Here is a 24,149-nt window from a genome sequence, read left to right as displayed (position 1 = left end):
ATGGCCCTGTTTGGCGATTTTACACAAACTGGGCTATATTTTTGATGATTTTGATTTGCAAGAAATAAGCTACTTATAAAGGAAAAATTGGACAAGTATGCAGTCAAATAAATTAAAGTTAGGAGTGAACTAAACATGAAATGCAAATATTCTGGATTTAAAATCCCGGTGATTGTTACAATTCTCGTTTTAGCACTTGTGACAGTGTTAGTTGTAATCAACGACATAAAATCGACATCAAAACCTACTAACACTGATAAACAACTTTCTATTGAAGGCCAACCCACAATAGGACAGTCTGATGCTCCTGTGGAAATAGTGGAATTTGGTGACTTTAAGTGTCCTGCTTGTAAGAAATGGGGAGAAACTATATATCCGCAGTTGGTGGCCGATTATGTGGAAACTGGTAAGGCAAAATTCTCTTATATAAATGTCTTGTTCCACGGTGAGGAATCTAGACTGGCTTCACTGGCAGCAGAATCTGTTTATATGCAAAGACCTGAAAGTTATTGGGAGTTCCATAAAGCGTTATTTGCTGAACAACCTGATCAAGATCATGACGGTTTATGGATTACAAACGAGAAAATCAATGAAGTAGCGGAGACTGTCCCAGGTATTGACGTAAAACAATTAGAAAATGATTTAGATGAACCTTCAGTAATGGAGGAAGTCGACCGAGATGAATCCTTGGTAAAAGAGTTTGGTATCGAGCAAACTCCTTCCGTAATTGTAAATGGCCAGATGCTGGAAAATCCATTTGACTATGAAGAAATACAAAGTCTAATAGAAGAAGAGATAGAGGGTGAATAGATGATGGCCGCCATAAAAAAGATCGCCCTATATTTAGCTTGGTTAGTTTCTATAGTAGCGACCTTAGGGAGCCTTTATTTCAGTGAAATCCGTGGATTTACTCCCTGTGAATTATGCTGGTACCAGCGTATTTTGATGTACCCTTTAGCGGTAATTCTTGGGATAGCCACCTATCGCAATGATCGATCGGTCAAAAGTTTCGTGCTGCCGTTATCTATAATCGGATGGTGCGTTTCACTATATCATTACTTATTACAAAAAGTTCCTGCTTTTGCAGCTTTGGAGACATTTACAAGTGGTGTTCCTTGTAGTGGTTCTTATGTTGAATGGTTTGGATTTATTACGATTCCTTTCCTAGCCTTCATTGCATTTAGTTTGATTACGATTCTTATGTTATTAACTAAATCACATAATAGATAAATTTTGTGTTTATTAATATAAATTCCCCATATTTTAATGATCTTCTGATTGATTTCTAAGACTTTTGGGAAGCATAATTTATATTTTAGAAAAAGAAGGTATTTCAAATTGGGAAATGGTCACGATCATAATCACGGTGCAAATAAAAAAGCACTTTTGTTTAGTTTTATCATTACCACAGTTTATATGATATCTGAGGCAGTTGGGGGTTTTGTGACCAACAGCCTTGCGTTGCTTTCTGATGCTGGTCATATGCTTAGTGATGCGATATCACTTGGAGTCGGAGTATTAGCTTTTTCTATCGGAGAAAAAACTGCAAATTATAGTAAAACATATGGATACAAAAGGTTTGAAATACTAGCAGCTGCGTTCAACGGAATCTCCCTTCTGGTAGTCGCAATTTATATTTTTTACGAGGCTTTTGGACGTTTTCGGAACCCGCCAGAGGTAGCCTCTGGTGGTATGCTGATTATTGCGGCAATTGGATTGGTTGTTAATATCTTTGTTGCGTGGCTATTAATGCGCGGAGATACTAAGGAAAATTTAAATTTGAGGGCTGCGTTTTTGCATGTATTAGGGGATCTTCTTGGTTCTATTGGTGCAATAGTTGCTTCTCTGCTCATCATATTTTTTAATTGGGGATTAGCTGACCCACTTGCAAGTGTAATTGTAGCCGTTTTAGTTTTAATTAGTGGGTGGAGAGTTACAAAAGATGCGGTGCATGTGTTAATGGAAGGTACTCCGCAAAATTTAAATGTGGATGAAATCATCAATACTATCACAAGCAGACCACAAATCATCAGCGTGCACGATTTACATTTGTGGGCAATTACAAGCGGCCAAAATGCACTTTCATGTCATGCTGTAGTAAGTAGTGACTTAACTCTTAAAGAAATACAAAACATATTAGATGAATTAGAGCGTGCTTTATCTAAAGAAGGCATCGATCATATAACGATACAAGTTGAAAACCCGCATAATTCTCACAACGAAAGTTTACTGTGCAATACTCTTAATGACTAAAAATATTATGTGGATATACACGAAGTAATCGAAGCGTAGATGAATTTTTTCTACGCTTTTTTGTTGTTCAAGAAAAGTTCGAAATTATGTTTTTGATTATAAACACATTTATAAAGACTTATATAATAGGATTTGTATCTACTTTATCTCTTAATTATTTCAAATTATGTCGCCCTGAAACATAATTGTAATGTAGAAAATGGGAGTGTTTATATTATAATTCTGGCGAAAGAAGTATTTATATATATAAATTTGTCTGTATCTGCAGAACAACCAGGGGGAAATACGTTGAAGAAGAAACTCTTATGTTTTAGTTTGGCCACTGTGATAGGAACGGCAGCTTTAGCAACTCCGATGTCTGAAAGCTTTGTTTATGCATATGAAGATTTAGAGGATGAAAAGAGAACTGTAGAGAAGAAAAAAGCAGAAAATGAAAATAAACAGTCTGAAAAATCAGCGGAACAAAAAGACCTCAAGGAAGCAGAGGAAGAACTACGTAAAGATCTGGAAGAGATCGATAATAAAATAAGCGAGAATAATGATTCTATAAACCAAAAACAAAAAGAAGTAGATACGCTAAATAAAGAGATACAAACTTTAAAATCTGAAATTAAAGAAATTAGTAAACGGATTGAGGAGAGGAGTGAACTTATAAAGAATCGCTTAAAATCTATTCAGGATAACGGAGGATACATAGATTATTTAGATGTTCTTTTGGGTGCTAAGAGTTTTTCGGATTTTATCAATCGTATGGGAGCAGTCACAACTATAATCGACGCTGACAAAGAATTAATGAATGAACATGAAGCTGATCTTAAGTTAGTTGAGAGGAAAGAAGCAACGCAACAGGAAAAACTTAAGAAAGTAAAAAGTAATCTAGCTGATTTGGAATATATAAAAGCAGAGTTAAAGGTGCAGCAAAGTGAAAAGGACAGCTTAATAGAAGAAGTTTTAGAGAAGTATGATATAGCTGCGGAGGAATTAGAATCTCTTGAAAATGAGGCTGCCCTGTTGGCTTCTCAAGAATCAGCAATCTCCGCTGAAGAAGAATATAGAAAGAAGCAGGAGGAAGAAGAAGCTGCTCGATTGGAGGAACAACGCAAAAAAGCAAAACAGGAAGAAAAGGATCAAGTAAGTGAGCGACAAAAGGAAGAAAAAGCAACACCTTCAGTCAATCAAAGCTCACAAGATGTCAAAATATCTGAAGCACCTAAAGTTCAAGAGAAAGTGGCATCTTCCGATTCTAATACATCTGGTTTTATTAAACCAGCTCCAGGTGTATTAACATCAAATTATGGAGCAAGATGGGGATCAACCCATTTTGGAGCAGATATGGCTCAATCCGGCTCAAATGTACCTGTATATGCAGCAGCCTCGGGTACTGTATATCGAGCGAACTATTCATCCAGTTATGGGAATGTCGTATTTATCACACACTCTATAAATGGTCAAACATATCAAACTGTTTATGCTCACATGTCCTCTTTAAAAGTGAGCGCCGGACAACGGGTTGAACAAGGACAACAAATAGGTGTTATGGGAAATACAGGACAATCAACGGGGCAACATTTGCACTTTGAAATCCATAAAGGACTATGGAATGGTTCAAAATCGAACGCTGTGAATCCAGTTCCTTATATTCAATAAAAAGATACGAGATATAAGTGCTAAGTAAATAGGAATGGTGTAAAAGGAACTGTATAACTTTGAATGCACCTCCAAATTTTAGACACCATCTAAATTTGGAGGTGCTTTTATTATGACTAAATATACGAATGTAGATAAATTGTGAAACGTTTATATATTATAATTGACAATCCTTAACGAGTATAATAACTTATATATGAGAATATATTCATATAATCATAAAATAAAATAAAATAAAGTAAAGTAAAGGGATGAGTCTAATGATTGAAGACCCAAGTAATAAAGAGATGTTTCATGAAGGGAAGCAGCACCTAGATGAAGAGACATTGTTTGTCGTTTCTCAAACTTTCAAAGCACTTAGTGATCCCACCAGAATTCGTATTTTGAATTTACTATGTACAGAGGAACATTCCGTAAATGCCATTGCGGATTCTTTGAATTTAAGACAGTCAAGCGTATCTCATCAATTGCGCTTCCTGAAAAATTTACGATTAGTCAAATTTAGAAGAGAAGGTACCACTTTGTATTATTCAGCAGACGATAGTCACATCATGAATTTATTGAAGCAGGCGATTGAGCATGCGACTCATCATTAAAAGAGAGGACGATTAATATGGGACACGATCATGGACATGATCATACACATGGTGCAAATAAAAAGACATTACTAATAAGTTTTATCATCATTACAACCTATATGGTAGTGGAAGCAATCGGCGGGTTCATTACAAATAGTCTTGCGTTATTATCTGATGCGGGACATATGTTAAGTGACTCCATATCTCTTGGAATCGCAGTATTGGCTTTTACACTTGGGGAGAAAGTCGCTAATTACGGGAAAACATTCGGTTATAAACGATTCGAGATATTAGCTGCTGTTCTTAACGGCGTGACGCTGGTATTAATTGCTGTTTATATTTTTTATGAAGCAATTCAACGATTTGTAAATCCACCTGAAGTTGCCTCAACCGGCATGTTAGTCATCGCTACAATTGGTCTACTGGTCAATATTCTTGTAGCATGGCTAATGATGCGCGGCGGAGATGTAGAAGAGAACCTAAATATGCGAGGAGCATACTTGCACGTTATTAGCGATATGCTCGGATCTATTGGCGCTATTGTTGCTGCTTTGCTTATCATGTTTTTTGGTTGGGGATGGGCAGATCCATTAGCTAGTGTCATTGTTGCAGCACTCGTTTTACGAAGTGGCTACTATGTCACTAAATCAGGACTTCATGTTCTAATGGAAGGTACACCAGAAAATGTAGATATGGATGATGTGATTCGTACAATCCAAAATACTAATGGCATTCAAAGTGTTCACGATTTACACGTATGGTCAATTACAAGTGGATTAAATGCACTTTCCTGCCATGCAGTTGTAGATGATGAAATGACTGTAGTAGAAACAGAACAATTACTTCATCAAATTGAACATGACCTTGAACATAAGAATATACACCATATGACAATTCAATTAGAACCCTCCACCCACCAACATGATAATTCGATTTTGTGTCAGGTAAAAGCTGAAACATCTTCACATCATCACCACCATCATCACTGATGGGAATTGGAAACCAGCTTTAATTTAACGATGCTTAATGCGAGATACAGGTAGAATGAGTATAAATAAATCGATTACCATAATGTCAGATTTAACACTGTACCATTCTCTTAAAATGGGAAGAAGAACTGCAATATGCAGCTCTTCTTCCCATTTTTCTTCGGCAATGCTTACATATTCCTTACAGTGCTTTTGCACTCGCTTTTACATACCTTACAATTCTTTGCACAAAAGTGAAAATGCTCTATTTTACTTCTACTTACTTTAAATATTCATCTGCGCATATATTCTATATTACACCCAATACGATATTTTTAACATTTGGTTCATTTGTGATTACTTAGCTGGAGAAATCCATTAGTTCGAATCGAAGTTTCTATATTAAACTGTTTTTTAACTTATTTTATATTTGGCACCCTCCATGTGTTTCATATGATATGTATTCGGATTGACCTCAACTCCTATCCATCAATTAAAATAAAGTAACAAAAACATAGCTTACCTTCACAAAAACCTCACAAAATGGTCATGTAACCGTCACCAAATAATCATGTAATCGACACCGCTTTTTCCATAGATTTATTATATGCTTTATTAGTTAAATCTAACTTTAGTAGACAACGATGAGGAGGACAAAATGGAGTTTTTTGATACGGTTACATTAAGTAGATTAATTACTGCAATGACTTTAATCTTTCATATAATCTTCGCTACCTTAGGTGTCGGAGTACCGTTATTCATTTCAATCGCACATTTTATCGGTATTAGAAAGAACGACAAGCATTACGAGTTATTGGCCAAACGATGGGCTAGGGGCTTTATTATCACAGTGGCAATCGGTGTGGTTACGGGTACAGCCATAGGGCTTCAGCTTTCGTTAGCGTGGCCTAATTTTATGGAACTGGCAGGGAATGTAATTGCACTACCATTGTTCATGGAAGTTTTTGCTTTTTTCTTTGAAGCGATATTCCTAGGAATCTACTTGTATACATGGGACCGTTTTAAAGGCAAATATACACACTGGCTCTTATCCATTCCTGTTGTTATCGGTGCAGGAATGTCAGCTATATTCATTACGACAGTTAACTCGTTTATGAATTCACCTTCTGGCTTTACGATGGAAAACGGAGAATTTACGGCGGTTAATCCGTTGGCGGCGATGTTCAATCCATCAGCTCCGGTTCGAATCATTCATGTTTTAGGTGGATCGTATTTAACGGTTGCGGCTATCTTAGCAACCATTGCAGCCATTGCATTATTACGCAAAAAAGGTGCTGCAGCATATCACAAAAAAGCAATGAAGATGACAGTTACCGCAATGTTTGTCTTCTCTGTTTTCACCGCTGTAGCAGGTGACCTTTCTGCGAAGTATCTAGCAAACCATCAGCCAGAAAAACTGGCAGCAGCAGAATGGCATTTTGAAACAGAAGAAAATGCCGACCTGATTCTGTTTGGATGGCTTAATGAAGATAATGAACCTGTCGGTGAAATCCGACTCCCTGGCTTTCTGAGCTTCTTGGCGCATGGTGATTTTGGGAGCGAAGTAACAGGACTGGATGAAACTCCTGAAGGTGAACGCCCGCCATTGATCATTCACTACTTCTTTGATCTTATGGTATCGATTGGCTTATTCCTGACTGCAATTTCGTTCTTCTACCTTGTCTTAAGCAGATTTAAACGCTTTAATGTCCACAGCAAATTCATGCTTTGGATGCTTGTGCTAAGTGGACCGCTAGCTATGCTGGCAGTTGAATTTGGCTGGGTTTTCGCAGAGCTAGGCAGACAGCCTTGGATATTACGAGGCTATATGACAGTGGAAGAGGCAGCGACCTCCTCGCCATATATTCTGCACATGTTCTTCCTGTTCTTAGCTTTGTATATCGTGCTTGGAACGCTATGTGTTCGAACCTTACGAAAGTTGTTCAAGGATAACCCTGCCGAACTGGAATTAGAGAAAAAGTACCCTGAACTTAACAAGGGGGATGAATAGTCATGAGTTATGAAGTGATAGGTATAACCGTATTGTGGTTATTTTTATATGGATACTTGATTGTCGCGTCGATCGACTTTGGTGCTGGTTTTTATGCCTATTTTGCCAAGATTACGAAGCGAGATCATATTACCAATAAGTTGATTTCCCGCTATCTATCTCCTGTATGGGAGGTAACCAATGTATTTCTCGTCTTCTTTTTTGTTGGGATCATCGGATTCTTCCCATCAACAGCGTACTACTTCGGATCGGCCTTGCTGGTACCAGCAAGTATCGCTATCGTACTGCTGGCCATCCGTGGTTCGTTTTACGCGTTTGAAAACTATGGGTCCAAAAAGAGTAATACCTATATGTTCCTTTACGGTGCAACTGGGTTACTTATACCCGCTTCCCTATCGGTTGCTTTAATCATTAGCGAGGGCGGTTTTATAACAGAAGAAAATGGTGTTGTTTCTCTGCTGTATAAGGAATTGTTCACCAGTCCTTTAGCTTGGAGTATCGTCGCTTTGGCGATGGTCGCTGTGTTATATATTAGCGCGAGCTTCTTGGCATATTATGCATCACGAGCCAACGATAAGCCTGCACTGCAATTAGTACGAAAATGGGCGCTGTTTTGGTCTACTCCAACGATTATTATGGCACTGACAACGATGATCGCATTAAGTCAGCACAATGCACGACATTTTGAAAACATGCTGGATTTATGGTGGGTATTCGGATTGTCAGTAGGTGCTTTCTTGATTTCCATCGGGCTGCTTTATAAAGGCAGAAATTATGGAACAGCATTCATTGCCGTCATGCTGCAGTTCTTCTTTGCCTTCTTCGGCTACGGAATGGCGCAGTACCCGTACCTGCTGTATCCATTTATCAATATACAAGACAGTGTGACGAACCCTGCTATGGCAATAGCTTTGATCATCGCCTTTATAGGCGGGCTGCTGCTGCTCGTACCTTCGTTAATTTTCCTAATGCGCTTGTTCTTATTTAATGCGGATTATGTGAAAGGGAAAAAGTGAATGTCGATTCAAATCTTTATTAAAAGGCGGAATCGTTCATGCAAAATTTAAAAAATACCGTGCTGATGCATAAGAAAAGCATCATTATGTTACTAGCTTTAACTTTGTTTCTTGGCTTCGCAATCATTGCGCAAGCATTTGTCATGACAGATATAATCGATGGTGTCTTCTTAAAGAATCAATCCTTCGAAGCTGTGATACCCCTGTTAGCCTGGTTATTGGTTATATTATTCGTTAGAGCCTGTTCGGACTATTTCAGCAAGCGCATCGGGGTATCGCTTGCGAGCAGTGTGAAACGGGATGTGCGTAAAAACCTTCTATCGAAGTATGCCAATCAATCTGTTTTTCTAGCAGAAAAAGGACAGACCGGAAAGAAGGTCAGTATGCTGCTTGATGGTGTGGATGAGATGGACAGTTTTTATAGCCAATTCATCCCGCAAGTGATGCAAAGTGCTTTTGTACCTCTCTTAGCATTGATTGTCATCTTCACACAGCATGTAAACTCCGGTCTTATTCTATTGGTTTCTGCTCCGTTCATTCCGATATATATGATTGTTATTGGGATCAAGACGCAGAAAAAAGCAGAAGAAAAGCTTGAGAAATTAGCTTCCTTTTCAGGTACCTTCCTGGATACGATGAAGGGCCTTGTGTCGTTAAAACTGTTTTCTAAAACAAAGCAGCAAAAAGATGAAATAGAAAAAAGCAGTAATAGCTTTCGCGATACGACAATGGATATCTTAAGAATAGCCTTCACGCAATCGTTTGCGCTTGAGCTCATCTCCATGCTTAGCATTGGTCTGGTCGCGCTTGAGCTAGCGATTCAGTTGATAATATATGAAAGCATCTCCTTCTTTACCGCTTTTATGATTTTGATTTTAGTACCAGAATTTTATACGGCGCTAAAGGAACTTGGGACAACGTTTCATAATGGCAGAAGCAGTATGGGTGCAGCCAAGAAAGTATTAGAGGAATTTGATGAAGCAGACACTTTAAGTCAATGGGGACAGAAAGAATGGTCCAAGCAAGATGCTCCTCCTACGATAAAGCTGGACAGCTTACAATTTTCCTATCCAGACAGTACATTTAGATTACAAGTTTCACAGGCGGATCTGTTACCAAAGCAAAAGATTGCCATTGTTGGGGCAAGCGGATCTGGGAAAACCACCCTGCTTAACGTGTTGGCTGGTATGATCACTCCTGAACAAGGATTCATCACTGTGAATGGAGAAAAGCTCTCTTCCTATTCCGAAGCCTCCTGGCTGAGCCAGCTTGCTTACATTTCTCAAAATCCTTATATCTTCTCTGGTACCATTGCTGAGAATATAACGATGGGAAATTCCGAAGCAGTGGAGACGACAGCCATACAGAAGGCTGCAACTTTAGCAGGGGTTGCCCCGCTAATTGAATCGTTGGAGAGTGCGTACCAAACTAGAATCGGAGAAGCTGGGCGGGGACTTTCCAGCGGTGAGAAGCAAAGGATTTCCATTTCCCGTGCATTCCTTAAAGATCCGAAAGTTGTCTTACTTGATGAACCAACACGCGGACTCGATTTGGCTACGGAAAAAATACTGCAGCAGTCGATTAAGAAATTAAATGAGACGGCTACTGTTATTGTAGTGGCCCATCGTCTGCACACGATTAAAACAGCCGACCAAATTCTATTTATGGAAAATGGTCTGTTAAAGGCGGTCGGTACACATGATGCATTACTGGAAAGCTTACCAGCTTACCGACGAATGGTTACAATTCAGCAAGGAGGTGTAGACGTATGAGCGCTCTGCTGAAAGTAATACAGATGATGCTAATTGAAAAGAAAGAAATAACCCTTTCGATTATTTTTGGCTTCATTGCTGGCATTAGCAGTGTCGGCCTGTTTGCAGCAAGTGGCTATCTCATTTCAAAAGCATCTTTAATGCCTCCCTTTTATGCATTGATCATTTTGACTTCGACAGTAAAGCTCCTAGGCTTTATTAAAGCCGGTGCAAAGTTCGGAGAGCGATTTTATTCACACCGTGCTACCTTTGGCATTTTAAGTCACTTGCGCATCTCGTTTTTTGAGAAATTGTCCGATCTTGTGCCGAATGTATTTCATAAATACAGAAGCGGTGATTTGCTAGGTCGTGTCGTTGGTGATGTAGAAAGCTTGCAAAATTTCTTTCTGCGCGTTTTCTACCCGCCACTCGTATTATTACTCGTGTTTGTCAGTACGATCTTCTTTACGAGCTTCTATTCCCTTGCGATTGCGGTTATCCTGTTCGTTGGCTTCCTTCTGACAACAATTGTCGTCCCTGCCCTGTTCTCGCTAAGACAGGTTAAGATTAAGGGAAGCGTAGGACAGGAGCGCGGCAATCTATCTACAGAAATTACTGAAGTGATGTATGGTTTTCGAGAACTAAAGCTGTTTCAGCAGCTAGAGACAAAACGCTCGCAACTTTTGAGCCAATCGGAAGCTTATATAAAAGAACAAAGAAAAGAAAACACTAATAAAGTGTACACGCAATCGGTCAACGGATTCGTTACGTTTATTGTTAGCTGGCTTGTATTGGCTGTCGGTGCTTATCTTGTCACAGAAGGCACGTTAGATGGCATCTTTCTCGCGATGCTTGTGATGATTTCCCTTACTGTCTTTGAACCTGCCGCCCCAATGGCAGTCTTTCCGATATACTTACAGGAAAGCCGCGATGCTTCTAAACGTTTATACGATGTGATGGAGGATCCAGACATTCAAGTGAGCAAGGAAACATCCATTGATACCTTACCTGGCACTGCGCCTAAAATTGTTTTTGATACTATCAGCTTCTCCTATATGGAAGAATGGCGGCCGACAATCCTTAATCTGTCCCTCACGATACCTGCTGGGTCTAAAACGGCAATTGTTGGAGCGAGCGGATCTGGTAAGTCAACGCTACTGCAGCTAATTCTCAAGCTGCAAGAAGTACAAAACGGTACTTGTTATTGGAATCAGCATGATACGTCAGCTGTTGCGAATGAAGCAATCTGGCAACAGGCAAGAGTTGTTTTGCAAGAAAATGACATGTTCTACGGTACGATCCGGGATAATCTGCTGCTAGCTGATGAAAATCTTACGGACGACCAAATGACAGCTGCGTTAGAAGGTGTGAAACTTGGGCATTTTTCCCTCGATGATAATGTGCTGGAAAATGGAGAAAATCTTTCAGGTGGGGAAAAACAACGCTTGGCCATAGCTCGCGCATTGTTAAAAAAAGGCCATCTATGGGTATTAGATGAGCCTACATCATCATTAGATGCAGAAACCGAGAAGAATATCTATCAGCGGATTTTTGATCATGCTATACAAGATACATTATTACTAGTTAGTCATCGCTTGAAAGGCTTAGAATTAATGGATCAAATCATCGTGATGGATCACGGCAATATTGTAGAGTGGGGTTCCTATCACGATTTAATGAACAAAAGAGGATATTTCTATGGGATGAGATCGATAGAAGGAAGTTTACTCTAATATAGCGTTTAATTTAACTTTACTCCTAATTTATAGATTGAACAGAAGAAGTAACAAGTGATGAAAATCATTTAAGGAAATATCAGGGAGCGCTTGGAATACATGTGGTAATTACTATACGCTGCGCAAGATTATAAACTCTATACTTGTAAATTAGTTTATTGGAGGTCGAGAGATGAAAATTAATAAAAATAGAAAATTTATATATATTACGATAAGCGTAATCTTGTGTGCATTCACAGGAATTATTTTGGCACTGGTGGGTAGTCAGCTTTGGATTATATTTAACGTCTTAGCTATTATTTTAGGAGGCGTTAACGTAATTAGTGCTATGAAGCATTACAAATAATATATGTATTTTATACACAAGTAAAAGTGAATTCCAATTAATAATTAAGTGCAGCTAAGGTTGGAATAACTTATTTCCTATGTTGCATAATGATTTAGCGGATCGCAATACCGGTCGCACTTTGGGAGTACAAGTAGTTAAACAAAATGAAGTAGATAAACGCATAGATGTCTTTGCAACTGCAATTACATTTAAAGCGAAATCTGAGGATTTATTCCACTTAGATCTAGCTTATACACCACCATTTAGCACAACGAAGGATCCTGTAATGTACACAGGTATGGTATTGCAGAATGCAATTGAACAGAAAAACCCTATCACACCGGAACAAACCCGCATTGCAAATGGTGATAATATACAAGTTATAGATACACGAGCTGCTAAACAATTTGTAGCTTCTAGTGTAACGGGGGCAGTTAATATTCCTTTGGCAGAACTTAGAGAGAAAGCTAAAGACTTTAATCCTAACCTACCAACTGTTAGTTACTGTAATAGTGGAGTTACAGGAAATGCTACTCAGAACGTATTGAGAAACCAAGGTTTCAAGGAAGTATACAATCTGTCCGGCGGTAATAAGAACTATCAACACTTTAAAACGAACAAGTAATGATAAGGACTAACATTGTAGAAGCCCTCTATCCGAGATGGAAGGGGCTTTTTTTAGGGAGTGTTGTTTAACTTGGTATACCCCTCGATAAGTGGGAGTGCTTTTTCCGGTAGGAGGAGGGAGACATATGTAACTTATCTTTAAAAACTTTAGAGAAATGAGAAAGGCTTGTGTAACCTACCAAAAAACTAATATCTGTTGCTGACAGAGAACTTGTTAGTAATAGCTTGTTAGCCTGATTGATACGGGTTTGATGCAGAAATTGTAATGGTGTAAAACCGGATACCAGCTTAAAAGTTCGTTGAAGATGGTAAGGATCAAATGATAGCACTTTAGCTATTCGGTGTAATGTCAATTTCTCATTGTAATGTTGAAGAATATAATTTTTAACTTGTAACTCTAATTCTACTCTAGTACCTTTCCAATCCATATAGTCCGGTTTGCATCGTTTACAAGCTCTATACCCCTGTTCTACCGCATTTTCTGCATCGTAAAATATTTCGACATTTTTGGGGTTAGGCAATCTAGAGGAACAGGATGGACGACAAAATGTACCTGTGCTTTTTAATGCATAAAAGAATATACCATCATAGTTCTTGTCGTTTGATTGAATAGCTTCCCATTGATAAGCCTCCATAAGATATTCACCTCGGCATTTCTGAATTAGATGTCAAGATTATAGAAGCAAAGCCTCAGTCACTTGTACATAATAAAGTTAGAAATTAATTGATAAAGGAGATCGTTATAAAATGTTCACGAGAGAGAAACTAGAACAGAACCAAGTTTGGCTTTATGTGGCTGTATTAATACTAGCGGTGGGGCTTGGCTTATTTGCTCCTAACCTTATGAAAATATTAGATAATCATTTACTTATCTCTTTTATAATAGCCGTTTTAATGTATGGAATGTTTTCGCAGATACCTTTTACCTCTATAAAAGAATCATTTGGTAATAGACGGTTTGTTTTGGCTATTCTAACAGCTAATTATGTTGCAGTACCAATTGTTGTCTGGTGCTTATCGCAGTTTCTACCCCAACAGTCACCTGTAATTTTAGGGGTTTACCTTGTTTTACTGACACCTTGTATTGACTATGTCATTGTATTTACTCATTTAGGTCGAGGAAATGAAAAATTGATGCTTTTATCAACACCAATCCTTTTTGTCACGCAAATGCTATTGTTACCTGTTTACCTTTATCTATTTATGGGATCAGAAGCAGCTGAAGTTGTAAGCGCAGGGACCTTCATTGAAGCTTTTTTAATCATTATCGTAGTACCGCTTCTTTTGGCTATAGCGATACAACTATTTTCTAATAAGAACCGTAGAGGAAAACTATTGATAGATGCATCTGCTTGGTTACCTGTCCCGCTAATGGCTCTCACCCTTTTTGTTGTCGTTTCATCACAAATAGATAAATTATCCGTCCATATGGATTTAATTATTAAAGTAATCCCGATTTATATCGCATTTATGATTGTTATGCCGTTTATATCAAGATTAATTGTTAATTGGTTTGGATTAGATATAGAGGCAGGACGAGCTGTTATCTTTAGTGCAGGTACACGCAACTCTCTGGTTGTTCTTCCACTTGCGTTAGCTCTACCAGGGGACTTGAGTACATTAGTATCAGCAATTATTGTAACACAGACCATTATTGAGCTTGCTGGGGAATTGATATTCATTCGTATCATTCCTGACTTGATTTTACGTGACAAATCAATAGGATAAAAAGCCATTGGATTATAATATCATATTATAGGTTTAGCGATAAGGACAACCCTCCTTTTAAAATCAATTTTATTCCGGATAATTGAAAATGAATGACACTTTTTCCTCCTAGACTTCTATTATTAGAGTAAAAGGAGAAATAATATAGGAGTGAAGGAATTCTCTGTATTATTTCTTTTTTTAAAAATACATACAATACCAAATCAAAATATAGTATAATACTAGTAAAACATACGTTAGGGAAAAGCCCGATTATTGCATTTTTACTTAATGCATTAATCGGGCTTTTTTCTATCTGTTAGGAGAGAAATAATGAAAAGGCTGAAAGTTATAGTTATGATTCTGATGGCAAGTGTCCTATGTGTAGCCTGTTCTTCTAAAGAAAAGGAGGAACAAACTGCAGAAGCAGCTGCCGGCAAAGCAGAGGTTGAATACGGAAAACACTTAGGACAAGTATTTACAAGCTCAGAGAAGCTGTTATCTTCTCTAAATAGTGCTTTGGATGGTCTTTATAAGGGAACGACTTCGGAAGCGCAGCTAAAGAAGATATTATCCGATAATGTAATTGATGAATCTAGGGAACTTGTAAAAACCGTTGAGTCTTTCAATGTCGATCCAAGTTTCTACCCGGTGGATCAGCTTGTAAGTGAATATATCAACATGCAGCATTATTTATTCCAGGATGCGATGGAAATGGTCAATCAAGAGAAACTGGATAAGGATAAAATACGTAAGAGTGTAGAGGAACTTAAAGCGATGCAATCAGAAATCAATAAGCAGTGGCAACAATTATAATCCATAAATCACCCATAATTGGGTGATTTTTCATTACTACTATCTTACAAATAAGAGTTAATATTTAGTAAAATTAAGCTAGCGTTAGAGAGGGGAACATTAGTGAATAGGGACACAATAGAGATATGTATAATTGATCCGCAGCCATTATATAGAGAGGGAATAAAATTAATCTTATCTAATTGCAAGAACATAGTCATTAAAGCTGAGGGAGGGAGTATAAGGGACGTAGAAGAGATATTAGATTATAGCGGCTCTCCCATACTTTTATTTGCTATAAACCATCCACGAGATCTCCAGGATATTGAAATTATTAAGAGGTATAAACCTCACTTAAGGATAATTTCACTTTCTGAGTATATTGATAAAAGTATAGTTACAGATGCAATTAAGAGTGGAGCGGATGGATTTATTGTTAAAGATAAAGCTGGTTCTGAAGAACTTTTAACAGCAATCCATTCATTACATAACGAAGGATGTTATTTGCATCCTTGTATAACAAAGTATGTTATTGAAGAATATAAGAGGTTATTATTCGACTCCTCCCCAGAACATCTCAATAATAGTTTTTGGTCGAAGACTAGTTTAACAGTAAGAGAAAAAGAGACATTAGAACTCATTGCTGAAGGGCTCTCAAACAAAGATATCGGTGAGCGGTTAACGATAAGCGAGAAGACAGTAAAAAATCACGTGAGCAATCTCATGAGAAAATTAAATGTTAATGATCGTACTCAAGCGGTAGTATTAGCAATTAAGCAAGGTTGGGTTTAAGAAGTTTGCCTAATAATTATAAGAGCAGAAGCAGTTCTATTTTATCTTGTATTATTTAAATTAGTGAATGAAGAGAATAATGTAAAACTGTTTAATTGAAAGAAATTGGTAATTATTAGAACTTCTTTATTTAACAGATTTTTTTTGGAAGAGTAGACAAAAAACATCGTCAAACGACTAAACACATGGTTTGGTTTCTTGACGATGTTTTACACTTATTCTCACTTAAATACGGCCTTCCCCTGAATTAAAAACCGTTTCTTCTAACTTGCTTAAGCTTCTTCTTAGTAGCGTCAATTATAATTAAAATTAGTGGTGTACTTATAATTAACAGAAAAATCACAACAACACGTAATAATGGATCACTGATTGAAATTGCTGCTGTTAACATCCAAAGCAATACAAAATATATCACAACTGTAGAAATAAAGGGCATGATTAAAAATCCTACTTTATCTTTTATTAATTTTAAATAACCGTCGAAGTTTGATTCATAATCATGCCACTCTTGTTCACTACGTTTAATAATATAGAATTCATTGCAAATTCTATCTGTTATCTGTTTGATTTTGTTATTTTCAGTAAGGGTAATGTTGTTTAACAACTCATTAACCTTAATGTATGAATTATAGTTCATAGAACTCATCCCACTATAAACACTGTTAAAAAACTCTCTTGCTGGACCCCCGTAGTTAAGATAATCATTTCCATGCTTCATTATTTCGGAATAATATCTTAACATATTATTTTTTGCCTCCTTCTTCGTTAACTGTTCTTGATTGAATTGGCCTTTTATTTCTTTAAATAACCAAAAAAATAAAATCACAAGAACCAAATAGACTAATAGACTTAATGGATCTATCTCTAAATGTTTGGATAATTCTTTGTATAACTTAAATGTATCGGTCATAATCTTCTCTCTCCTAAATCTTTAGATAAAATACTTAAAATATACCACAGAGAATAAAGAGTAACTTGATGGTGCCAATATAGAATTGGACTCCTCTTTTAGATGAGTTTTTTCATCCAGTCCCTCTAATTTGTGAATGCAATATTAAAAGTCTTCTGTGCCAACTCTTTTCCAAATAGATAAAAATAATAAAGGCAGTGTACGTTAACTGTCACAACTCGAAATAGAACGATAAAGTCAGCTGCAACGAACGCGAATACTTGAGGGCCAAAAATCTCAAAGTCTAGTGGCAGAGAAAACATCAGGATGGTTGTTTGAGTTCCTCGTAACTGTCTACCTCTATTTCAGAACGAAAATAAGGTGACAATTATTACTTAAAACTTTGTGTATAGTAATTACCAAATTAGGAAATTTAGTCTATTATTTAATAGAGCTATCAATTCTAAATCATATAGGCAAGGGGTAATGCAGATTGCAGATTATAGACAATAAGTATGAAATTATTAATAAAGTAGCTTCTACAGAAAAAAGTACAGTTTATAAAGGACATATTATCAAAAGCCAGAGGAAAGTTACAATAAAACTGCTAAGTCACAGATATAACGACACAAATTCTAAAGATTTAAATGAAATCTTTTACAGAGATTCTAGAGCTCTTTCAATGATTAGTCATGCAAATATTATTGAATATATAGATTCTGGAGTAAATGGGGATAGCTTTTATATAGTAATGGAAGACTTTAATAGCCAAACTCTTAAGGCTGTTGTAGAAATGAGTTCGCTTTCTTTCGAAGAGAAGATGGAGATAATGATTCAGATATCAAAAGGAGTCCAAGCTGCTCACGATAAACGAATAATTCATAGAGACCTGAAGCCAACAAATATATTGGTTAATTCGGAATTAAAGGTAAAAGTAATTGATTTTGGGATAAGTAAGATTATGGACATATATGCTAATAGAACTGGTCATACATTGAAGGATTATATAAGTAAAAGATATGCATCTCCAGAATATTTACTAGGTGAGCAACTTGATTTTAGCAGTGACGTATATTCGCTAGGTTCTATCTTTTACTATCTCATAACTGAATCTGAACCTCCAGAAGACAAAAAGGCTCTTTATAACGATATAGAAGCATTGTTCGTATCGGATAACGTGAAGAGTATCCTAAAGAAGTCCCTTGCTTTTGATAAGAATAATCGCTATAGGAGCGTTATATCTTTTACTGAAGAACTACATAAAGAAATAGAACAAAATACAGTACAAGGAAACCTGAAGTTGGTTATCCCACGGGTTATTAATAGGAATTTACAAGATATCGGAAAAGTTTCAAATCCCCGATTTAACACTGTAAAGAACTTTATTGAGAATAGTTTAGTAGAAGCTAATATATATAAAACTGAAAAAAATTACTATTTAATCGGTGAAGGTATTAAATACCAAGTAATACCTGATTTAAAGAACGGATTTATTAGCGTATTTAAGGTCTTTACTATTGATAAGTATCATGAAAATGAATTTGAAAGAGGAAAGGGCATAGAAGTACAATTAAATTTAGACATTGTTGATAAGAGAACTGAAAGTGCTAATGACATTAGTGAATTAGTAAAATTCATATCAAAAATCAATGAGAATTTCGAAATGCATAAACAAAAGAAATCGAACAACGAGAAAACAAACAAATTACTCGCGGAATGGATGGATGTAATTAGCATTCAAAAAAGATTCAATTTCAACAGGGAACGCATAGGAAATTATAGCAACGTTGAATACGATAACTCTAATAACTTTCTCACCGTTAATATGGACTCTAATTCTGATTTATCAATGCTCCAAGATGGAGATCATCTCAGATTACAGGGGAAGAATTCTAACCTTATCAAAGTCGGTCCTATCAAAAATGTAAATAATAATATAATAAGTGTTGCATTATTGCCTGACGTTGAGTTTCAGGAAGTTAGTATGCGTGGAGAAGCTAGGGTAGATACTTCAGTGAGTAATCAAATGCTTAAGAGATACAGTAATGCACTTAGATCCTTAATAAATAATGAATCAGTAAATCGAAATCTATTAGACTATCTGATTTCTCCTGAACAGCTTTCTATGAAAAGTGTTGCACTTAATTTGGAATTTGTAAATAAAAGTATTGATATAGCTAATAAATCTGCAGTAATAAAAGGCCTTCAAACAAACGATATATTTCTGATCCAAGGTCCGCCTGGTACAGGTAAATCTACAGTTATAACCGAGCTCGTAAATCAAATATTTCTAGAGAATTCAAAATCTAAAGTACTAATTACGTCTCCATCACATGTTGCAGTAGATCATCTTTTAAAGAACATAGTTAAAACTCAATCAGATAAAAGAATAGTACGTGTAGGTACAAGTGAGAAAATATCAAAAGATGCTACAAACCTACTAGCAACGGAACAACTAAAACAGTGGGCAATGGATGTAAATACAAAATCAATTAGTCAAACAGTCACTTATCTCGAAAATAATAATCCCAATGACAAAACTCTTAGAAAATATATACAACATCGTTTGATTAAAAATCCACATATAAAGACAAAAGATATAGACATGGATGTTCTTGACAAAAACACAGTAGATTTAATAAATGTTATTAGAGATTGGAATAATAGATTAGAGCTGCTGGACGAGTTTGACGACATTTTTGCGAGAGAGGCTTCTATTGTAGCAGCTACATGTGTTGGAATAGCATCTCGCCATACACTTCGAAACTTAACTTATGATTGGGTGATAATAGACGAAGCTGCTCGGGCTACGGCACCAGAACTTATCTTACCCATGTTATTAGGTAAGAAAATTATCTTAGTTGGTGATCACAAGCAATTACCACCTATAGTAAATATAGTAAAAGATAAAGGGTTGGAAAACCAGATTGATACAAGTAAGCTTGAGAAAAGCCTATTTGAAGATATTTTTGAAGATTCAGCACCTGAAGCAAGAGTCACATTGACTTCACAATTTCGAATGCACCCGGTTATATCCGATTTAGTTAATAAAAGTTTTTACCAAACGTATAAGATAAAGACAAAGGTAAGTGAAGATAAAAGGAAACACCATCTTGATTTTGAAGAAGTAGTGTTATGGCTCGATACTTCTGCACTGCCTGATAAAAAGGAAGAAAGAATTAATAATTCTTTCAGAAATAGTTTAGAAGTTCGAATTATAAAGAAGGAGTTAGAAAGGATAAATAGCATCTACTTTGAGAAGAATATCAAAGCGAGTGTAGCTATAATTTCTGGATATAACGCTCAAAAGCAGTTGCTCCTTAATAGTATCGAACCCAAAAATGAAATTTGGACTAATTTACAAATTCAAATCGACAATATAGACGCATTTCAAGGTTCTGAAAGTGATATAGTTTTTTATAGCTTAGTACGGTCAAATGAAAGATTTGATTTAGGTTTTCTAAGAGATCAACGTAGAATCAATGTTGCCTTATCCCGAGGTAAAAATGGATTGTATATTATTGGTGATAAAGAGTGCGTATTGAACAGCTCTGTTAAACAAAAAGAAGGGTTTGCTAAAGTCCTTCAATTTATAAGCCGTACCCCTCAGAAATGTATAATAAAGGGAGCAAGATTATGAATATAGTGAGAGAAGCAGCGAAATCAGATTACCCAGATTATAGAATTGTTAACATTACAGGAGCTGGTTTTCCTATTCATAAGAAGACCGTAGTATGTCTGGCGACGATCCAAAAAGGTTTACCAGTAGTTATGGACTTCACATTAAAATTACTTAATCTAGGTCTTACAACGGATAAAATATCTGAGCTTTTGTCTATAGACGAGGAACTAATAAACAATGCCTATTACGATTTAGACCAAAATAATATGTATGATATAAAACTAAAGAGACTTACAGACGATGGTCTAAAATATATTAATTCGAACAAATACGAGTCTTTACAAAGAATAGAACTACCTGTTGCAATTGATGGATTCACCAGTTTTGTCAGTAAATCAAAAAATTATATATCTAATAAGAATGCAAAAGAGCTAAATTTAAACACGATTGAGCCTATAATAAAGAAGAAAAATAATGATGTCATACGCGGTGGTACTATAAAGAAAGTACTTAAAGATTATATTCTCGAAAACAACATGGAAAACGAAGGAGAACTTGTTGAGATAGTAAAAGTAATCGACAAACCAACAGAATATAGACAGATGTATATAGTTGTACTAGAGGGCCCAGATAGTAAATGCAAATTGGCTGTTTATGATAGAAATATCAAAAATAATTATATAGAAGCTGAAATTACTACTGCTGATAAAATGGGCATAAAATTCTTTTCCGACAATTCTATAGACTTTTTCGTAGAGAATATAAAACAAAATATATCTGCATTCAACTGTCCTTCTGATGAAATACAAAATATAATAGATGTGAATTTTTTCAATGAAGACTATAATCATATATACTTTGAGATTCCAATGATTGAGGCATATGAATTAAATAGCGATTGGATTAATGAATTAGAAAGATACTTAAAAAGAGGATATAGAGTTAAGATTAGTTTTAATGGTCCTAAGTATCCCACAACCTATATTAGGAATAGAACTTTTGATATTATTTTGTTAAGTCACAAATATGATAACCTTGAAATATCACATAATATTGAATATAGATATGCCGCAACAATATTCAATAAAACTCTAGGATTCGTAGATGGAATACAAAAATATGACCTACCGTTAGTTCACAACCCTTATTGTTTATCTCAAAATATTCATAAATTAACTCAACATGAAATAGATACAATATATTTAACCAATACTGATTTGGAACTCAATTTCATAGATAGCACAAGGGATTTAAATGAAAAGGTTAAGGAAATGATTAAACTTGCAAAGAGTTTAAATATTGAAATGGAAGATTACTATGGGGTAGGATGGTTAGATAACGGAGAGTTCTTAAATGAATATAGTCTTAACGACTTGAAATTAGCAACTAATAGTAGCAACTTTAGTGACTTCACAAAAAAACTCAACGCTTCAATGATTGAAGTTATAGAGAAAATCGGGCAAGAATACGGTATTAGTGAATACCTTTATAATGATTTCAAGAAAAATTATCCGATACTTTTTAACGCATTGGAGAGGTTAAAAGTCTACAGAAACTCCATGCAACATAATGATTTAAATACAGCCAATAGAAAAAAGTATTTAGAATTAATTAGCTTAGACCTTGGTAATTCATTTCCTGAGTTTCATTCAAACGGATACAAAATTTTACAAACTGCAATAATAGAGGGTATAATCAAAGCCATAAGAGAAACCACTGAAACTATAAAATTAGCTTCAGATATTTACTAATTAAGAAGAGAGAGTATAGAGTTGGCACTTATTGAGACTACTCTATACTCTCATTTTTATTCTAGTTTACATAAGATATATTATCGGAAGTAACTGTAAAATTTATAAAATATCTCATTATGTTGAGTATTCTTGTTTTTTGAGACAAAATTAAAAAAAAGACTAAAGAACGTAACGCATTTTGGTTCAATAATCTCTTTTTAATGCTTTTCAATATGTGTTTCTGCTAAATCATACCTTACTATTGGTAATTCTATATGCTTACAGTGCCACTAAAAATTAGGTTATTCCAGTAATTTGTTCTATCGCAAGGAGACTTTACAAGAATAGTTTTTTGTCTTTTGCATAATAAGAACTGGAGTTAATTGGATTTTATCTCTTTCAGCATAATAAAATCATACAAATATACCTTTTTATTAAACGTGTTCAATTCCGGGAAGTTTTTAATGATCCATTCTCCTGTTTCTTCATCTTTAAGAAGACTATACTTCAAAATCTTGGCCGATGACTTATTCTGATTAAGAGTGAATAGATACAAATGATTATTTTTATGAAATATTTCAATACTTCCCTGCATGTCTTCCTTCTGAAATGAGAAGGCCTTTTCACTTTCTCCCCCAGAAGTAGGTATACGATACACATCACCAAATCCATCTATAAAGTAAAGATTTTTTCCTTGGAGAAACACACTTCTCTTAAAGCTGAAAGGCGTTTGTTGATACATCGTTTCCTCATTATCTTGGTACTCTATGGCTTTTGAAATCACATTTTCCCCTGAACGTTTATCAACTTTCACCATTTCAGTCAGGTTTCCTGTTTGTCTTATGAAATACAGGTATTTCTCATCAGCTTGCAACTGCCCGAAAGTTGTACTATTCTCACTCTTTTCTATCTCCGTGACCGTTTCAAGTGATGATTCGGAACCGATGCCTGCCATGCTGATAACATATGATTGTCCATCTTCCGAGGTTGACAGAGTAAACAATTTATCATTATCCACAACCGAAGCTTCTATGAAAAAAGGAATCACTGTTTTTTTGAACTTTCCTTCTTCTTCCCAGTAAAGATCAGATTGATAAACTCCGGTCTGACGGTCAAAGCCTGAATTATAAAGTGAATAAAACCCTTTCTTCGCCTTTAGGTAGCCGATATGGTCTCCTGTATGCTGATATTTTCCCCTCGGAATCTTTTCGAATCCGTCCGCAACCTTATAGAAGTTTTCTTTGTCCTCCATCAGAACTTCATCTTCATTGACCCCTATGCCGCCTAGCTCCAGCCCTCCCATTTCAAAAAAATTAGCTTGGCCTTCTTGATTCAAAAATACGGTAAAACTTTTTCCTTTCCCGTCCATATCCTGATCGGCGGTTGTAGAAAAGTATAGGACGGCTTTTTTATCTTCTAAGAACCCCTCATTATCCAGGTCACTTTCTACAGCCTTGTTTGACTGGTTTACTGGCCCGACGAAGTACTGGTAAAAAGCGATTGATACAAATAGAACGGCCAGTATTCCGGCTGCAATCAACCAACTCAGTCTCAACACAACCCCTCCTTTGTGCCCTCTTGCAATTCTGCAAAGAGGAATACACTTACAGCCTCCATGCTGCTGTAAGTGTATTCCTCATATTAATTAATTGTGGCCACTGTGCTCGTATATGAAGAACTTGTGATATCACGCGGA

At 36.1% G+C, this 24,149-nt stretch carries 19 protein-coding genes and 1 pseudogene; 17 read left to right on the top strand and 3 right to left on the bottom strand.

Features of this window, described 5'->3' with window-relative positions; translation table 11 throughout:
• Nucleotides 1-135: 135 nt before the first annotated feature.
• From ACH6C1_RS16945 to ACH6C1_RS16890, 12 genes and pseudogenes are all read left to right on the top strand, one after another.
• Nucleotides 136-810: a DsbA family protein gene (locus ACH6C1_RS16945; RefSeq protein WP_374079167.1), complete on the top strand. Its 675-nt coding sequence runs from the start codon at nucleotides 136-138 to the stop codon at nucleotides 808-810.
• Entirely contained in the window at nucleotides 811-1,230 is a 420-nt protein-coding gene (locus ACH6C1_RS16940; protein ID WP_374079164.1) for a disulfide oxidoreductase, read from the top strand.
• A 108-nt stretch (nucleotides 1,231-1,338) separates the two neighbouring features.
• Complete coding sequence (locus ACH6C1_RS16935) at nucleotides 1,339-2,253, top strand: cation diffusion facilitator family transporter (protein WP_374079162.1); 915 nt, start codon at nucleotides 1,339-1,341, stop codon at nucleotides 2,251-2,253.
• A 288-nt stretch (nucleotides 2,254-2,541) separates the two neighbouring features.
• On the top strand, nucleotides 2,542-3,900 hold the full coding sequence (locus tag ACH6C1_RS16930) for a murein hydrolase activator EnvC family protein (protein WP_374079160.1): 1,359 nt from the start codon (nucleotides 2,542-2,544) through the stop codon (nucleotides 3,898-3,900).
• Between the two features lie 260 nt (nucleotides 3,901-4,160).
• A complete protein-coding gene (locus ACH6C1_RS16925) occupies nucleotides 4,161-4,496 on the top strand; it encodes an ArsR/SmtB family transcription factor (RefSeq protein ID WP_374079158.1) in 336 nt (111 codons plus the stop codon).
• A gap of 17 nt (nucleotides 4,497-4,513) precedes the next feature.
• Nucleotides 4,514-5,467 carry a cation diffusion facilitator family transporter gene (locus ACH6C1_RS16920; protein ID WP_374079155.1) on the top strand — a complete coding sequence of 318 codons (954 nt, stop codon included), beginning with the start codon at nucleotides 4,514-4,516 and terminating at the stop codon, nucleotides 5,465-5,467.
• Nucleotides 5,468-6,104: 637 nt separating this feature from the next.
• Nucleotides 6,105-7,457 carry a cytochrome ubiquinol oxidase subunit I gene (locus ACH6C1_RS16915; RefSeq protein ID WP_374079153.1) on the top strand — a complete coding sequence of 451 codons (1,353 nt, stop codon included), beginning with the start codon at nucleotides 6,105-6,107 and terminating at the stop codon, nucleotides 7,455-7,457.
• A 2-nt stretch (nucleotides 7,458-7,459) separates the two neighbouring features.
• Complete coding sequence (locus tag ACH6C1_RS16910) at nucleotides 7,460-8,473, top strand: cytochrome d ubiquinol oxidase subunit II (RefSeq protein ID WP_374079150.1); 1,014 nt, start codon at nucleotides 7,460-7,462, stop codon at nucleotides 8,471-8,473.
• Between the two features lie 38 nt (nucleotides 8,474-8,511).
• The gene (gene cydD, locus ACH6C1_RS16905; protein ID WP_374079148.1) at nucleotides 8,512-10,245 is read left to right on the top strand and encodes a thiol reductant ABC exporter subunit CydD; all 1,734 of its coding nucleotides are present in this window, start codon (nucleotides 8,512-8,514) and stop codon (nucleotides 10,243-10,245) included.
• A complete protein-coding gene (gene cydC / locus ACH6C1_RS16900) occupies nucleotides 10,242-11,957 on the top strand; it encodes a thiol reductant ABC exporter subunit CydC (RefSeq protein ID WP_374079145.1) in 1,716 nt (571 codons plus the stop codon). Before cydD ends, cydC begins: the two co-directional genes overlap by 4 nt.
• 175 nt (nucleotides 11,958-12,132) lie before the next feature.
• Nucleotides 12,133-12,306, top strand: coding sequence for a hypothetical protein (locus ACH6C1_RS16895; protein ID WP_374079143.1), 174 nt, complete (start codon nucleotides 12,133-12,135; stop codon nucleotides 12,304-12,306).
• A gap of 94 nt (nucleotides 12,307-12,400) precedes the next feature.
• Nucleotides 12,401-12,913 (top strand): annotated as a pseudogene (locus ACH6C1_RS16890) (rhodanese-like domain-containing protein); the annotation flags it as partial.
• Between the two features lie 67 nt (nucleotides 12,914-12,980).
• On the opposite strand, the gene ACH6C1_RS16885 reads toward ACH6C1_RS16890, so the two are convergent.
• Nucleotides 12,981-13,550 carry a bifunctional transcriptional activator/DNA repair enzyme AdaA gene (locus tag ACH6C1_RS16885; protein WP_374079141.1) on the bottom strand — a complete coding sequence of 190 codons (570 nt, stop codon included), beginning with the start codon at nucleotides 13,548-13,550 and terminating at the stop codon, nucleotides 12,981-12,983.
• A gap of 112 nt (nucleotides 13,551-13,662) precedes the next feature.
• On the opposite strand from ACH6C1_RS16885, the gene ACH6C1_RS16880 reads away from it, so the two are divergent.
• The 3 genes from ACH6C1_RS16880 to ACH6C1_RS16870 all read left to right on the top strand — a co-directional run bounded on the left by ACH6C1_RS16880 (nucleotide 13,663) and on the right by ACH6C1_RS16870 (nucleotide 16,209).
• Nucleotides 13,663-14,643, top strand: coding sequence for an arsenic resistance protein (locus tag ACH6C1_RS16880; protein ID WP_374079139.1), 981 nt, complete (start codon nucleotides 13,663-13,665; stop codon nucleotides 14,641-14,643).
• 312 nt (nucleotides 14,644-14,955) lie between these two features.
• Entirely contained in the window at nucleotides 14,956-15,438 is a 483-nt protein-coding gene (locus ACH6C1_RS16875) for a hypothetical protein (protein WP_374079137.1), read from the top strand.
• 102 nt (nucleotides 15,439-15,540) lie between these two features.
• Nucleotides 15,541-16,209: a response regulator transcription factor gene (locus tag ACH6C1_RS16870; protein ID WP_374079134.1), complete on the top strand. Its 669-nt coding sequence runs from the start codon at nucleotides 15,541-15,543 to the stop codon at nucleotides 16,207-16,209.
• 247 nt (nucleotides 16,210-16,456) lie between these two features.
• Here ACH6C1_RS16870 and ACH6C1_RS16865 read toward each other — a convergent pair whose 3' ends face one another.
• Nucleotides 16,457-17,119: a hypothetical protein gene (locus ACH6C1_RS16865; RefSeq protein WP_374079132.1), complete on the bottom strand. Its 663-nt coding sequence runs from the start codon at nucleotides 17,117-17,119 to the stop codon at nucleotides 16,457-16,459.
• A gap of 472 nt (nucleotides 17,120-17,591) precedes the next feature.
• Between ACH6C1_RS16865 and ACH6C1_RS16860 the strand changes: the two genes are divergently transcribed.
• The gene (locus tag ACH6C1_RS16860) at nucleotides 17,592-20,738 is read left to right on the top strand and encodes a serine/threonine-protein kinase (RefSeq protein WP_374079129.1); all 3,147 of its coding nucleotides are present in this window, start codon (nucleotides 17,592-17,594) and stop codon (nucleotides 20,736-20,738) included.
• Complete coding sequence (locus ACH6C1_RS16855) at nucleotides 20,735-22,471, top strand: hypothetical protein (RefSeq protein WP_374079126.1); 1,737 nt, start codon at nucleotides 20,735-20,737, stop codon at nucleotides 22,469-22,471. Before ACH6C1_RS16860 ends, ACH6C1_RS16855 begins: the two co-directional genes overlap by 4 nt.
• A gap of 361 nt (nucleotides 22,472-22,832) precedes the next feature.
• Here ACH6C1_RS16855 and ACH6C1_RS16850 read toward each other — a convergent pair whose 3' ends face one another.
• Nucleotides 22,833-23,993, bottom strand: a complete 1,161-nt coding sequence (locus tag ACH6C1_RS16850; protein WP_374079123.1) for a hypothetical protein — start codon at nucleotides 23,991-23,993, stop codon at nucleotides 22,833-22,835.
• Nucleotides 23,994-24,149: the final 156 nt, after the last annotated feature.

Origin of the sequence: Terribacillus sp. JSM ZJ617 (assembly GCF_044383785.1) — a bacterium.
In the GTDB taxonomy this organism is placed as follows: domain Bacteria; phylum Bacillota; class Bacilli; order Bacillales; family Amphibacillaceae; genus Terribacillus.
Note: the sequence above shows the minus strand (reverse complement) of the source record. Positions and strands in the feature narration are given on the sequence as shown.